The organism is Variovorax sp. NFACC27, from assembly GCF_048301545.1.
Lineage (GTDB): Bacteria > Pseudomonadota > Gammaproteobacteria > Burkholderiales > Burkholderiaceae_C > Variovorax > Variovorax gossypii.
This window is the reverse complement of the sequence record NZ_CP157613.1, coordinates 8,208,481-8,220,961: the sequence shown is the minus strand read 5'-3', so window position 1 is coordinate 8,220,961 and position 12,481 is coordinate 8,208,481. Positions and strand designations below refer to the sequence as shown.

13 protein-coding genes are annotated in these 12,481 nt (G+C 68.9%); all 13 read left to right on the top strand.

Annotation, left to right across the window (positions count from 1 at the left end; genetic code table 11):
• The first annotated feature begins 34 nt into the window (after window positions 1–34).
• The 13 genes from ABL840_RS38600 to ABL840_RS38540 all read left to right on the top strand — a co-directional run bounded on the left by ABL840_RS38600 (window position 35) and on the right by ABL840_RS38540 (window position 12,468).
• Window positions 35–619, top strand: a complete 585-nt coding sequence (locus ABL840_RS38600) for an NADPH-dependent FMN reductase (RefSeq protein ID WP_093300249.1) — start codon at window positions 35–37, stop codon at window positions 617–619.
• The gene (locus ABL840_RS38595; protein WP_093195887.1) at window positions 616–1,470 is read left to right on the top strand and encodes a pirin family protein; all 855 of its coding nucleotides are present in this window, start codon (window positions 616–618) and stop codon (window positions 1,468–1,470) included. The genes ABL840_RS38600 and ABL840_RS38595 overlap by 4 nt, the downstream gene beginning before the upstream one ends.
• A gap of 85 nt (window positions 1,471–1,555) precedes the next feature.
• Entirely contained in the window at window positions 1,556–2,761 is a 1,206-nt protein-coding gene (locus tag ABL840_RS38590) for a M20 aminoacylase family protein (protein WP_093300248.1), read from the top strand.
• 52 nt (window positions 2,762–2,813) lie between these two features.
• Entirely contained in the window at window positions 2,814–3,794 is a 981-nt protein-coding gene (locus ABL840_RS38585) for a tripartite tricarboxylate transporter substrate-binding protein (protein WP_093300246.1), read from the top strand.
• 94 nt (window positions 3,795–3,888) lie between these two features.
• A complete protein-coding gene (locus tag ABL840_RS38580) occupies window positions 3,889–4,404 on the top strand; it encodes a helix-turn-helix domain-containing protein (RefSeq protein WP_093300245.1) in 516 nt (171 codons plus the stop codon).
• Window positions 4,405–4,424: 20 nt separating this feature from the next.
• The gene (locus tag ABL840_RS38575; RefSeq protein WP_093300570.1) at window positions 4,425–5,726 is read left to right on the top strand and encodes a HipA domain-containing protein; all 1,302 of its coding nucleotides are present in this window, start codon (window positions 4,425–4,427) and stop codon (window positions 5,724–5,726) included.
• A 91-nt stretch (window positions 5,727–5,817) separates the two neighbouring features.
• Window positions 5,818–6,540, top strand: a complete 723-nt coding sequence (locus ABL840_RS38570; protein WP_093300244.1) for a glycine zipper 2TM domain-containing protein — start codon at window positions 5,818–5,820, stop codon at window positions 6,538–6,540.
• A gap of 173 nt (window positions 6,541–6,713) precedes the next feature.
• Window positions 6,714–7,628 carry a dihydrodipicolinate synthase family protein gene (locus ABL840_RS38565; RefSeq protein ID WP_093195892.1) on the top strand — a complete coding sequence of 305 codons (915 nt, stop codon included), beginning with the start codon at window positions 6,714–6,716 and terminating at the stop codon, window positions 7,626–7,628.
• 84 nt (window positions 7,629–7,712) lie between these two features.
• Window positions 7,713–8,852: a branched-chain amino acid ABC transporter substrate-binding protein gene (locus ABL840_RS38560; RefSeq protein ID WP_093195893.1), complete on the top strand. Its 1,140-nt coding sequence runs from the start codon at window positions 7,713–7,715 to the stop codon at window positions 8,850–8,852.
• A 31-nt stretch (window positions 8,853–8,883) separates the two neighbouring features.
• Window positions 8,884–9,822 (top strand): 4-hydroxyproline epimerase, encoded by a 939-nt coding sequence (locus tag ABL840_RS38555; protein WP_093300243.1) that lies wholly within the window; start codon window positions 8,884–8,886, stop codon window positions 9,820–9,822.
• A gap of 11 nt (window positions 9,823–9,833) precedes the next feature.
• On the top strand, window positions 9,834–10,937 hold the full coding sequence (locus ABL840_RS38550) for an NAD(P)/FAD-dependent oxidoreductase (RefSeq protein ID WP_093300242.1): 1,104 nt from the start codon (window positions 9,834–9,836) through the stop codon (window positions 10,935–10,937).
• On the top strand, window positions 10,934–11,182 hold the full coding sequence (locus tag ABL840_RS38545; protein ID WP_093300238.1) for a (2Fe-2S)-binding protein: 249 nt from the start codon (window positions 10,934–10,936) through the stop codon (window positions 11,180–11,182). The genes ABL840_RS38550 and ABL840_RS38545 overlap by 4 nt, the downstream gene beginning before the upstream one ends.
• On the top strand, window positions 11,179–12,468 hold the full coding sequence (locus tag ABL840_RS38540) for an NAD(P)/FAD-dependent oxidoreductase (protein WP_093300236.1): 1,290 nt from the start codon (window positions 11,179–11,181) through the stop codon (window positions 12,466–12,468). Before ABL840_RS38545 ends, ABL840_RS38540 begins: the two co-directional genes overlap by 4 nt.
• The last annotated feature ends 13 nt before the right edge of the window (window positions 12,469–12,481 follow it).

The following is a 12,481-nucleotide window of genomic DNA, read 5'->3' as shown; positions in this document are numbered from 1 at the left end:
ATTTCCCTTCTTTCAACTTTCCCGGAGTACCCCCATGACCCAGCAACAACCCCGCATCGGCATCATCCTCGGCTCCACCCGCGAAGGCCGCTTTGGCGAGAAGCCCGCGCAGTGGATCCACGACATCGCGAAGCAGCGCACCGACCTCGCCTTCGAGCTGGTCGACCTGCGCGACCACCCGCTGCCCCTTTTCAACGAAGCCGGCGCGCCGGCCTGGGGGCCGGTGAAGAACGAGGCCGCGCAGCGCTGGCAGGCGAAGCTGGCCACCTTCGACGGCCTGATCGTCGTCACGCCCGAATACAACCACGGCCCGAGCGCGGTGCTGAAGAACGCCATCGACTGGGCCTACAAGGAATTCATCCGCAAGCCGATCGGCTTCGTGGGCTACGGCGGCGTGGGCGCTGCGCGTGCCATCGAGCAGCTGCGGCTGGTGGCCGTCGAGATGCAGATGGCACCGGTGCGCCACGCGGTGCACATCGGCATGGTCGAGTTCCTGGGCATCTGGCAGCAGGGCAAGAGCTTCGCCGACTTCCCGCACCTGGCGCAGGCCGCTACCGCGCTGCTCGACGACATCGCGTGGTGGACCAAGGCGCTGAAGACTGCGAGGGAGGCCGCATGACCGCCGCAGTCGCAACGCAGGCCCGCGCCATCGTCTACCGCACGCGCGGCTCGCGCCACGGCGGCATCACGCGGCTGATGAGCCCCGGCGACCTGGGCGAATTCCTCAAGCCCTTCGTGTTCCTCGATCTCTTCGGCTTCGACGTCACGGGCGGCCACAAGGGCTTCGGGCTGCATCCGCACTCGGGCATCGCCACGCTGACCTGGCTGATGGAAGGCGACACGCTCTACGACGACACCACCGGCGAGCAGGGCACGCTGCACGGCGGCGGCGTCGAATGGATGCGGGCCGGCAACGGCGTGTGGCACACGGGCGCGCCCGCGCCAGGCGTGGAGCGCGTGCGCGGCTTCCAGCTGTGGGTGGCGCTGCCGGCCTCGGAAGAGAACGCGCCGGCGCAGAGCATGTATCTCGCGCCCTCGCAGGTGCCGACGGAAGGGCCCGCGCGCGTGCTGCTGGGGCGCTACGGCTCGGCGCAGAGCCCGATTCCAGCGCCGTCGCCGATGAACTACCTGGCGGTGAAGCTGAAGGACGGCGAGCGCTGGAGCTACGTGCCGCCGGCCGGCCACACCGTGGGCTGGGTCGCGGTCAACGAAGGTGGGCTCGAGAGCGGCGACAACAGGGGCGGCCCCATCGGCGCGGGCGAGCTCGCGGTGTTCGAGGAATCGGGCGCGGCCATCGACTTCGTCGCGCACGGCGACACCTCCTTCGTGCTGGGCTCGGCGGTGAAGCATCCGCACGAGCTGGTGCTGGGCCACTACTCGGTGCACACGAGCCGCGCGACGCTCGACCAGGGCGAAGCGGAGATCCGGCGTATCGGCGCGAGGCTGAGGCAGGAAGGCCGGCTCTCGTAATCCAGCGTGCGCCCGGCGGGCGGCTGCGCCAGAATCGTTCGCTTCTTTCTTCCATCGAACGATTCCGCAGCCAGCAGCCCCCGCCATGAACATCGCCGACTCCTTCGTCACCAACGCCGCCCGCTTCGTCGAGATCCGCCGCGACATCCACGCCCACCCCGAGCTCGGCTTCGAAGAGCACCGCACCTCCGAGAAGGTGGCGAAGCTGCTCGCCGAATGGGGCATCGAGGTGCATCGCGGCATCGCGGGCACGGGGCTCGTCGGCGTGCTGCGCAAGGGCACGGGCAGTCGCACCATCGGCCTGCGCGCCGACATGGACGCGCTGCCGCTGCACGAAGCCAATGAGTTCGCCCACAAGTCGACGAACCCCGGCCGCATGCACGCCTGCGGCCACGACGGCCACACCACCATGCTGCTGGCCGCCGCCTGGCACCTGTCGCAGCAAGGGCCCGACGACTTCGACGGCACGGTGAATTTCATCTTCCAGCCCGCCGAGGAGATGGGCAAGGCCGGCGCCAAGAAGATGATCGACGAGGGCCTGTTCGAGCGCTTCCCGTGCGACGCGGTCTTCGGGCTGCACAACTTCCCGGTGGGCGACGTGGGCCGCTTCGCGCTCAACGAGGGCGCGCTGATGGCCTCGAGCAACACCTACATGATCACCGTGCGCGGGCGCGGCACGCACGCCTCGATGCCGCACACGGGCATCGACCCGGTGGCGGCGGTGGTCACGCTCGCGCAGCAGTTGCAGACCATCGTGGCGCGCACCATCCCGAGCACCGAGCGCGCGCTGTTGGCAGTCACGCAGCTGCAGGGCTCCGACGCGCCCAACGTGATTCCCGACGTGGCCACGGTGGGCGGCACCATCCGCACCTTCTCCATCGACGCCATCGACAAGCTCGAAGCCCGCCTGCGCGAAGTGGCCGCGGGCGTGGCGGCGGCGCACGGCTGCACGGCCGACGTGTTCTTCAAGCGCTCCTCGCCGCCGACCGTGAACCACCCGGCCGAGGCGCGCTTCGCAGCGGGCGTGATGCGCGAGGTGGTGGGCGACGACATGGTCACCGACGACTTCCCCGCCGTGATGGGCGCCGAAGACTTCGCGCACATGCTGCTCGCGCGGCCCGGCTGCTACGCCTTCCTGGGCAACGGCGACGGCGACCACCGGCTCGACGGCCACGGGCCCGGCCCTTGCATCATCCACAACACCTCGTTCGACTTCAACGACGAGATCATCCCGATCGGTGCCAGCTACTTCGTGAAGCTGGTGCAGCGCTGGCTGCCGGCGCGCGCCTGATCGGCGTTCCCTTCCCTCTGTTGATGATGAAGAAAAGAAAGCGGCCACCAGGATGACCACGACCCCGTTCACCCGACGTTCCCTCGCAGCCTTGTTCGCGACCACGGCCGCGGCCTTCGCGCTCGGCGTTCCGGCGCATGCGCAGCAGCGCGTGATCCACATCGTCGTGCCCTTCGGCACCGGCGCGGTGCAGGACACGGTGGCGCGCGCCTTCAACAACGAGCTGGGCGCCGCGCTGAATGCCAGCGCCATCGTCGAGAACCGCGCGGGCGCGGGCGGCACCGTGGGCGCGGCGATCGTGGCGCGCGCGCCGGCCGACGGCAACACGCTGATCCTCGCCGCCGCGAGCCACAACATCGCGGGGTTTCTCTACAGCAAGCTCAGCTACGACCCGCTGAAGGACTTCGTCGGCGTGGCCAACGTGGGCAACGCGGGCTACGTGCTCGCGGTGGCCAGCGGCATGGGCGTGTCGAGCACGGCCGACTTCATCAAGGAGGTCAAGGCCAACCCCGGCAAGTACAACTACGCCTCGGCAGGCAACGGCAGCGCCACGCACCTGGCGATGGCGTCCTTCCTCGCGAAGGCGGGGCTGCAGATGACGCACATCCCGACCAAGTCGACCGGCGAGGCCGTCAACGAGGTGCTCGCGGGTCGCGTGCAGGCGGTGATCTCGTCGAGCATCGGCGTGATCGGCTTCCAGGACGACGCGCGCATGAAGCTGCTGGCCTCCACCGGCCAGTCGCGCAGCCCCTTCCTGCCCAAGCTGCCGACCGTGGCCGAGAGCGGCCTGCCGGGCTACGCCTTCGATTCGTGGATCGGCCTGCTCGCACCGGCCGGCACACCCAAGGCCGAGGTCGAGCGCCTGAACGTCGCGGCCAACAAGGTGCTGGCCGACCCGGCGATCCAGGAACGCTTCAAGCGCCTGGGCGTGGAGCCGCGCAGCCAGAGCGCGGAGGAATTCCAGAAGCTGCTGCGCTCTGATTGGGATGCGATGGGGGCGGTGGTGAAGGCTTCGGGGGCGAAGATCGATTGAGGCACGCTTTATAAGCCTGAGCCAGTAAATCAATAATATCGGCTTTAGACGATATATTGACAAAATAAGCCAGGGCCGATATGTTGATCGCAACATGGACTATCCCCTGCGCTTCGTCGACCAACTGCGGCCGCACCTCAAGGCGCTGCGAAAAAGGCGCGGCCTGACGCAGGCTCAGGCCGGTGCGCTCATCGGCGTCAGCCAGGCTCGGGTCGCCGAGATCGAAGCCGGTCCGGGCGCGGTGAGCTTCGAGCAGCTGATGAAGTTGCTGTCGGCGCTCGGAGCCTCGTTCATCCTGCGAGAAGACGAGCCTTCGGCCTCGATGCCCGATACCGTGGACGAGCAAGGGCGTGCCCACGACGCGCTGCCGGACGACGATGTGAAACTCCCGCAGGGACAGGGAAAGTGGACCGTCCGCAGGATGAGCGACCAATCGGTACTGGCCAGCCTTGTGCCGGAAGACCTCGCCGATCCTGCTGAAGGCGTCGCCGCGCAAAGGTCTGGCATGGGCGCATTGCTGCGCGAGCTTCGTGCGCTCAATCCCGACAAGACCGTGGAGCCGACATCACGGCGGAATTTCCTGATCCGGGCGAAGAGGGAGACGTGGTGACGCAGGCGCTGAATGCATGGATGAACGGCGAGTTCGTCGGCACGTGGTCTGTCGATCGCGACTCCCATTCGTTCCGGTATGACCCCCGCTGGCTGACGCTGCCCCGGCACCGCTCGTTGTCGCTGTCGATCCCGATCAACCCGGCGCTCGAAGTGCGGGGCGAGGTGGTGAAGAACTACTTCGACAACCTGCTGCCCGACAGCGACAGGATTCGCGCGCGTCTGCGCAGCCGCTTCAGGCTCAAGGACGCCAGGACCTTCGACCTGCTCGAAGCCATCGGCCGCGACTGTGTCGGGGCCGTGCAGTTGTTGCCCCAGGACGCAGTGCCCCAGGGCTGGGACACCGTGAACTGCGAGCCGCTGGACGAAGAGCAGATCGCGGCGCTGCTCCAGGCCATTCCATCCGAGGACACACCGGAGGGAATGCAGGACGAAGATCTGTTTCGCATCTCCCTTGCCGGCGCGCAGGAAAAGACCGCCCTGACCTTCTGGAACGGCAGGTGGTGCCGTCCGCACGGCGCCACGCCCACCACGCACATCGTCAAGCTGCCGCTCGGACTGATCGGCGGCTCGAAGCGCGTGGACGCCTCCGATTCGGTGCAGAACGAATGGCTGTGCGCGCAGATCGTCGAGGCACTCGGCCTGCCTGTGGCGCCGACCTCCATGGCCTCTTTCGGCGGACAGACGGTTCTTGTCGTGGAGCGATTCGATCGCGAGCGGATGGACGGCGGCGCCTGGATCGCGCGCCTGCCGCAGGAAGACTTCTGCCAGGCGATGGGCCTGCCCTCCGACAAGAAATACGAGCAGCACGGTGGCCCCGGCATGGGCAAGTGCCTGCAGCTTCTGCAAGGCAGCGGGAATGCCGGCGACGGCACTCGGTTCCTGCTCGCGCAACTGGCGTTCTTTCTGCTCGCCGCCACGGACGGCCACGCCAAGAACTTCTCGATCCGCCTGCTGCGCGGCGACGCTTACGAAATGACGCCGCTCTACGACGTCATCTCGATGTGGCCGTACTTCGGCAACGGACCCAATCAGTTCCAGCCGCGCAAGGCGGGCCTGGCCATGGCCATCCGGTCGAAGAACCCGCACTATCTCCTTCACACCATCCAGGCTCGCCATTGGCATGGATTGGCCATGAAGCACGGTGGCATCGACGTCTGGAATGCCATGCTGGAGATGGTGGCTTCAGTGGATGACGCATTGGACGAAGTCGAGGCCCTGCTGCCTGCGGACTTTCCTGAATGGACCTGGGAGTCCATCTCGCGCGGCATGCAAAGCGAGAGCGAGCGGTTTCTCAGGGAGGTGGCTCACATCGCCGTGTAGGACGCCGGTCAATTGACAACGCGCCCGCCGCATTCATGCTTCCTCGTGGGTTCCGGGGCATTCCGCCCCGGTCCGCGAAAGGAGCTTTTTCATGGATCCGACGTCGCCATTCAATCCGCCTCCGGGCCAGCCGGTGACCAGGTCGCCCAAGGCGCTGTGGGCAGTGATCGGCGCTCTCTCGGTGGCCGTGGTGGCGCTTGGCGGGGTGCTGTTGCACCGGCAGCAAGGGCCGGATGCGGCCGCGAGTGTCCCGCCTCCCGTCGTCGTCGCCGCGGCTCCGGCCACGCCCAACGCGCTGGACGACTTCAAGCCTGAAGCGCTGCAGGCGCCGCCCGCAATGCCCGCGCCCGTTCCGGCAGCGGCGCCTGTCAGGGCGCCCGAACCCGCGCCGGTCCAGGCGATGCAACCGGCAGTGCCGCAGGCGCCCGCACCAGCCGCAGCACCGGTTGCTGCCGCGCAGCCCGCTCCACCGCCGTGCGCGGTCTGCGGCCGCGTGGAATCGGTGCACCCGGTACAGCGCGCACAGAAGACCACCGGTGTCGGCGCCGTCGCGGGCGGCGTGGTCGGCGGCCTTGTCGGCAACCAGTTCGGCCATGGCAACGGGCGCGTCGCCACCACGGTGCTGGGCGCGGTGGGCGGCGGTTTCGCCGGGAATGCCGTCGAGAAGCACGTGCGCACCGTCACCGTCTACGAGGTGGGCGTGCGCATGGACGACGGCGCGCTGCGCACCGTCGAGACGAAGACCGCGCCGCCCATCGGCAAGCCGGTCACGCTCAGGCGCGGCGTGCTGCGCCCCGCCGACGGGCACAAGTAGCCGGTCGGAAACCGTTGTCGCCGGCCCCGCCGCGGGGCTCGGCGCCTTGTGCCGCCGATATCACAGAAGAACCTCGCCCGGAAGAGCGCTTGCCCGACGGATATCTTGACCATATATCCTTAATATATTTAAAGTGCGACGCTTCCACACCGCACACCAAAAGGAGCGATCAAGTGAGCAATCCCCGCTGGCAAGGCATCTTTCCCGCCGTCACCACCAAGTTCAACGCCGACGAGAGCATCGATGCCGAGGGCACGGCCCGGCACATCGACTTCCAGATCCGCAACGGCATCCACGGCCTCGTCACCTGCGGCTCGCTCGGCGAAGCCAGCACGCTGACGCTGGAGGAGAAGCTGCAGGTCGCGAAGATCGCGCTGGAGGCCGCCGACGGCCGCATCCCGGTGCTGGCCAACGTGTCCGAGACCAGCACGCGCGAGGCGCTGCGCTACGTCGACGGCGCCAACAAGCTCGGCGTGGCCGGCTTCATGGTGATGCCCTCGGTGATCTACGTGGCCGACGCGCGCGAGGCCATGCTCAACGTGCGCACCATCGCCAACGCGGCGCAGAAGCCCATCATGGTCTACAACAACCCGGTGGCCTACCGCGTCGACCTCAAGCCCGCGCACATGGTCGAGCTGGCCGACTGCGAATGGATCGCCGCCATCAAGGAAAGCACCGACGACATCCGCCGCATCACCGACCTGCGCAACACCGTGGGCGACCGCTACCAGCTCTTCCTCGGCGTTGACGACCTCGCCTACGAGGGCCTGGCGCTGGGCTGCGACGGCCTGCTCGCCGGCGTGGGCTGCGCCTTCCCGCGCGAGACCGTGGCGCTCTACGACCTGATGAAGGCCGGCAAGTTCGCCGAGGCGCTCAAGCTCTACCAGTGGATGACGCCGATGCTGCACCTCGACGTGTCCACCAAGCTCGTGCAGAACCTCAAGCTCATCGACGCGCTGGTGGGCGTGGGCACCGAGCACATGCGCCGCCCTCGCCTGCCGCTCGTCGGCGCCGAGCGCGAGTTCGTCGAAGGCATCGTGAAGAAGGCGCTCGCGACGAGGCCTGTTCAATACCAGTCGGTCATGTAATAAACCGACGGCGCGCTGGCGCCGGCTTACCCGTCGGCCGCCGGCAGCGTGTTTTTCATCGTCCCCAACCCAGCAGGAAGAAGCATGAAGACAAAAGCAAGCATGGTTTCGTTTCCCGGTCTCGCCGTCATCGCCCTGGCCCTCGCCGGCCAGGCGCATGCGCAGGAGCAGGTGGTCAAGATCGGTCACAGCGGTCCGCTGTCGGGCCCCAATGCCTTCGCGGGCAAGGACAATGAAAACGGCGTGCGCCTCGCCATCGAGGAGCTCAACGCGAAGAAGCTCGTCGTCGGCGGCAAGACGCTGAAGTTCGAGCTGGCCTCGGAAGACGACCAGTGCGACGCCAAGACCGGCGTGAGCGTGGCGCAGAAGTTCGTGGACGACGGCGTGAAGTACGTCATGGGCCCGTACTGCTCGGGCGTGGCCATCCCGGCCTCGCGCATCTACAGCGACGGCGGCACCATGGTCTCCACCGTGGGCACCAACCCGAAGGTCACGCAGGGCGGCTACAAGAACCTCTACCGCATCATCGCGAGCGACAACCAGATCGGCAGCGCCATGGCCGTGTACGCGGCCAAGGAAATGAAGGTGAAGAAGGTCGGCGTGATCGACGACCGCACCGCCTTCGGCCAGGGCCTCGCCGAGGAGTTCACCAAGGAAGCGAAGAAGCAGGGCCTGACCGTCGTCGGCCAGGAGTTCACCACCGACAAGGCCGTGGACTTCACCGCCATCCTGACCAACATGAAGTCCAAGGCGCCAGAGGCCATCTTCTTCGGCGGCTACGCGCCGCAGGCCGCGCCCATGGCGCGCCAGATGAAGCAGCTCGCGGTGCCCGGCAAGCTGCTGGGCGGCGACACCGTCTGCAGCCCCGCCACCGGCAAGCTCGGCGGCGACGCGGTCAACGACCTGGTGTTCTGCGCGCAGGGCGGCTCCATCCTCGAGAAGGCGCAGAGCGGCCCGGCCTTCAAGGAGAAGTTCAAGAAGCGCTTCAACGCCGATCCCGACGCGTACGCCGCCTCGTACTACGACCAGGTGCTCTTCATCGGCGAGTCGATGAAGAAGGCCAACTCCATCGATCCCGACAAGGTCGGCGCCGAGCTCTACAAGGCCACCTACAAGGGCGTGGCCGCCACCTACGCCTACGACGACAAGGGCAACATGAAGCAGGCGCCGATCACCGTGTTCACCTTCAAGAACGCGGCCCCGGTGCCCATCGCGAGCTACTGAGCCGAAGCGAAGAAGAAAGAAGAAGACGAGCATGCAGCGCATCCAGGTCATCGACTCACACACGGGCGGCGAGCCCACGCGCCTGGTGATCGGGGGCTTCCCCGACCTGGGCAAGGGCAGCATGGCCGAGCGTCGCGCGCTGCTGGCCGACCAGCACGACAAATGGCGTGCCGCCGCCGTGCTGGAGCCGCGCGGCAGCGACGTGGTGGTGGGCGCGCTGTTGTGCGAGCCGGTCTCCGCCGATGCGGCGGCTGGCGTCGTCTTCTTCAACAACGCCGGCTATTTGGGCATGTGCGGCCACGGCACCATCGGGCTGGTCGCGAGCCTCGCGCACATGGGGCGCATCGGCATCGGCGAGCACCGCATCGAGACGCCCGTGGGCACCGTGACCACCACGCTGCACGAAGACGGCTCGGTGAGCGTGCGCAACGTGCCCGCCTACCGGCACCTGCGGCAGGCGGCGGTCGAGCTTCCGGGCCACGGCACCGTACGCGGCGACGTGGCCTGGGGCGGCAACTGGTTCTTCCTCGTGAGCGAACACGGCCAGCGCGTGGCGAGCGACAACCTCGCCGCGCTGACCGACTACACCGCCGCATTGCGCAAGGCGCTCGCGGCACAGGGCATCACCGGTGCCGACGGCGCCGAGATCGACCACATCGAACTCTTCGCCGACGACAGCGAAGGGGCAGACAGCCGCAACTTCGTGCTGTGCCCCGGCAACGCCTACGACCGCTCGCCCTGCGGCACCGGTACCAGCGCCAAGATCGCCTGTCTCGCAGCCGACGGCAAGCTCGCGCCGGGCGAGGTGTGGAAGCAGGCCAGCGTGATCGGCAGCGTCTTCGAGGCCAGCTACGCGCTCGACGGCGAAGGCCGCGTCATCCCCACGCTGCGCGGCCGCGCGCACATCAGCGCCGAGGCCACGCTGCTGATCGACGACGCCGACCCTTTCGGCTGGGGCATTCGGCTCTGACATCGGTCGGAATGAACGCGGACGTCATCGTCATCGGCGCCGGCATCGTCGGCGCCGCGTGCGCGCATGCGCTCGCCGGTGCCGGCGCGAAGGTGCTGGTGCTCGACGCTGGCATCGGCGGCGCCACCGGCGCGGGCATGGGCCACCTCGTGGTGATGGACGACAACCCGGCCGAGCTCGAACTGAGTCGCCGGTCGATCGCGCAGTGGCGCGAGCTCGCGCCGCGCATGGGCGAAGACTGCGCGTACAGCGCCTGCGGCACGCTGTGGATCGCCGCGAACGACGAAGAGATGGCCGAGGCCGAGCGCAAGCTGCAGCGGCTGCGCGCCGACGGCATCGACAGCCGCCTGCTCGACGCGCATCAGCTCGCGGCCGCCGAACCGGCGCTGCGCAAGGGCCTCGCGGGCGCGCTCGAAGTGCCGGGAGACGGCATCCTCTACGCACCCAACGCGGCACGCTGGCTGCTCGCGCAGCACGAGGCATCGATCCGCGTCGAGCACGCGAAGGTCGAGGCCATCGACGACGACGGCAGGCTGCGCCTCGCAGACGGCACCCGCCGCGCCGCGCCGCAGGTCGTACTCGCCAACGGCATCCAGGCGACGACGCTGTGCCCCGAACTGCCGATACGCCCGAAGAAGGGCCACCTGCTCATCACCGACCGCTATCCGGGCACGGTGCACCACCAGCTGGTCGAGCTCGGCTACGTGACCAGCGCGCACCACAGCGAGGGCGACTCGGTCGCCTTCAACGTGCAGCCGCGTCCCACGGGGCAGCTGCTGATCGGCTCCTCGCGCCAGTTCGACACCACCGATCCGGCGGTCGAGGCGCCGATGCTGGCGCGCATGCTCCGCCGCGCGCTCGACTACCTGCCGGGGCTCGCGAACCTCAACGCCCTGCGTTCGTGGACCGGCATGCGCGCGGCCTCGCCCGACGGGCTTCCGCTTCTGGGCAAGCATCCGTGGCGCGAGAAGCTCTGGCTTGCCGTCGGGCACGAAGGTCTCGGCGTGACCACGGCGCCGGGCAGCGCGCATCTGCTCGCCGCGCTGATGACCGGTTCGACACCCGACTTCGACGCTGCGCCCTATGCGCCTCGCGGACTGCGGGAGGCTGCATGAGCGCCCACACGCTGCTGAACATCGACGGCCACCTGGTCCGCGTGCAGGCGGGCACTTCGGTTGCCGCAGCGCTGCGCGTGGCCGGCGGCATGGGCGTGGCACGCACCTCCGTCAGCGGCCAGCAGCGTGCGCCCTTCTGCGGCATGGGCGTATGCCAGGAGTGCCGCGTGCTGATCGACGGCCGGCGCAGGCTCGCGTGCCAGACCGTCTGCACCGAAGGCATGCGCGTGGAGACTTCGGAATGAACGGCGTCGTGTCGGAGCGCTGCGACGTGCTCGTCATCGGCGCTGGCCCGGCCGGCATGGCAGCCGCCGTGGCCGCTGCACCGAGCGGCGCATCGATCGTCATGATCGACGACAACCCCGCGCCCGGCGGACAGATCTGGCGCGACGGCCCCGGCGCGAAGCTGCCGCCTGCCGCGCGCAGGTGGCGCGACGCGCTCGAACGCCACGCCAACATCCGCGTGCGCAGCGGCACGCGCGTCGTCGCCGCTTCCGCGCCTGGCGAGCTGCTGCTCGAAGACGCGGAGGGCGCCACGCGCATGCGATGGGGCAAGCTCATCCTCTGCACCGGCGCGCGCGAACTGCTGTTGCCTTTTCCGGGCTGGACGCTGCCCGGCGTGACCGGCGCGGGTGGCCTGCAGGCACTCATCAAGGCCGGCCTGCCGGTCGAAGGCGAGCGCATCGTCATCGCAGGCAGCGGCCCGCTGCTGCTTGCCGCCGCCGCGACGGCGCGCGCGGTAGGCGCCAAGGTGTTGCGCATCGCCGAGCAGGCATCGTTCGCCTCGGTCGCGCGCTTCGGCGCCAGCCTTGCGCGCTGGCCGGGCAAGGCCGCGCAGGCGGTGACGCTGGCCGATCCGCAGTACCGCACCTCGTCGCGCATCGTCTCGGCGCAGGGCACGACGCAGGTCGAGTCGGCGCGCCTACAGCAGGGCAACGGAACGGAGGTCGAAATCGCCTGCGACCGCATCGCCTGCGGCTTCGGCCTCGTGCCCAATACACAGCTCGGCCGCATGCTCGGTTGCACTCTCGCGCCTGCGGGCGGCCTGTCTGTCGACGTGCTCCAGGCCACCAGCATCGCCGGCGTCTACGCGGCAGGCGAATGCACCGGCTTCGGCGGCAGCGAGCGCGCGCTTGCGCAGGGCGCCATCGCCGGCTATGCCGCGGTGGGCGACGAGCGCGCGGCGAAAGCCCATGAAGGCGAGCGCGACCGCTGGGACGCCTTCGCCGCGCAGCTGCACCGCAGCTTCGCGCTGGCCGCCGACATCCGGACGATGCCGAAGGCCGACACGCTCGTCTGCCGCTGCGAAGACGTGCCGTTGTCTTCGCTGCAAGGCTGCTCCGGCTGGACCGACGCCAAGCTGCACCGCCGCTGCGGCATGGGCGCCTGCCAGGGCCGAGTCTGCGGCGACGCCGCGCAGTTCCTCTTCGGATGGACGCCGCCCGCGCCGCGCCCGCCGCTGTCGCCGGTGCGCATCGCGACGCTCGCGGGCCTCGGCGAAGCCGCGGCCGACGCGGACGCCCGACAATGACGCCGCAGCATCC

Excerpts from the sequence above, each read along its gene's own strand:
- ABL840_RS38580 (WP_093300245.1), top strand. The coding sequence starts at position 3,889 with ATGGACTATCCCCTGCGCTTCGTCGACCAACTGCGGCCGCACCTCAAG.
- ABL840_RS38575 (WP_093300570.1), top strand. The coding sequence starts at position 4,425 with ATGAACGGCGAGTTCGTCGGCACGTGGTCTGTCGATCGCGACTCCCAT.
- ABL840_RS38550 (WP_093300242.1), top strand. The coding sequence starts at position 9,834 with ATGAACGCGGACGTCATCGTCATCGGCGCCGGCATCGTCGGCGCCGCG.
- ABL840_RS38570 (WP_093300244.1), top strand. The coding sequence starts at position 5,818 with ATGGATCCGACGTCGCCATTCAATCCGCCTCCGGGCCAGCCGGTGACC.
- ABL840_RS38600 (WP_093300249.1), top strand. The coding sequence starts at position 35 with ATGACCCAGCAACAACCCCGCATCGGCATCATCCTCGGCTCCACCCGC.
- ABL840_RS38555 (WP_093300243.1), top strand. The coding sequence starts at position 8,884 with ATGCAGCGCATCCAGGTCATCGACTCACACACGGGCGGCGAGCCCACG.
- ABL840_RS38560 (WP_093195893.1), top strand. The coding sequence starts at position 7,713 with ATGAAGACAAAAGCAAGCATGGTTTCGTTTCCCGGTCTCGCCGTCATC.
- ABL840_RS38545 (WP_093300238.1), top strand. The coding sequence starts at position 10,934 with ATGAGCGCCCACACGCTGCTGAACATCGACGGCCACCTGGTCCGCGTG.
- ABL840_RS38590 (WP_093300248.1), top strand. The coding sequence starts at position 1,556 with ATGAACATCGCCGACTCCTTCGTCACCAACGCCGCCCGCTTCGTCGAG.
- ABL840_RS38595 (WP_093195887.1), top strand. The coding sequence starts at position 616 with ATGACCGCCGCAGTCGCAACGCAGGCCCGCGCCATCGTCTACCGCACG.
- ABL840_RS38585 (WP_093300246.1), top strand. The coding sequence starts at position 2,814 with ATGACCACGACCCCGTTCACCCGACGTTCCCTCGCAGCCTTGTTCGCG.
- ABL840_RS38540 (WP_093300236.1), top strand. The coding sequence starts at position 11,179 with ATGAACGGCGTCGTGTCGGAGCGCTGCGACGTGCTCGTCATCGGCGCT.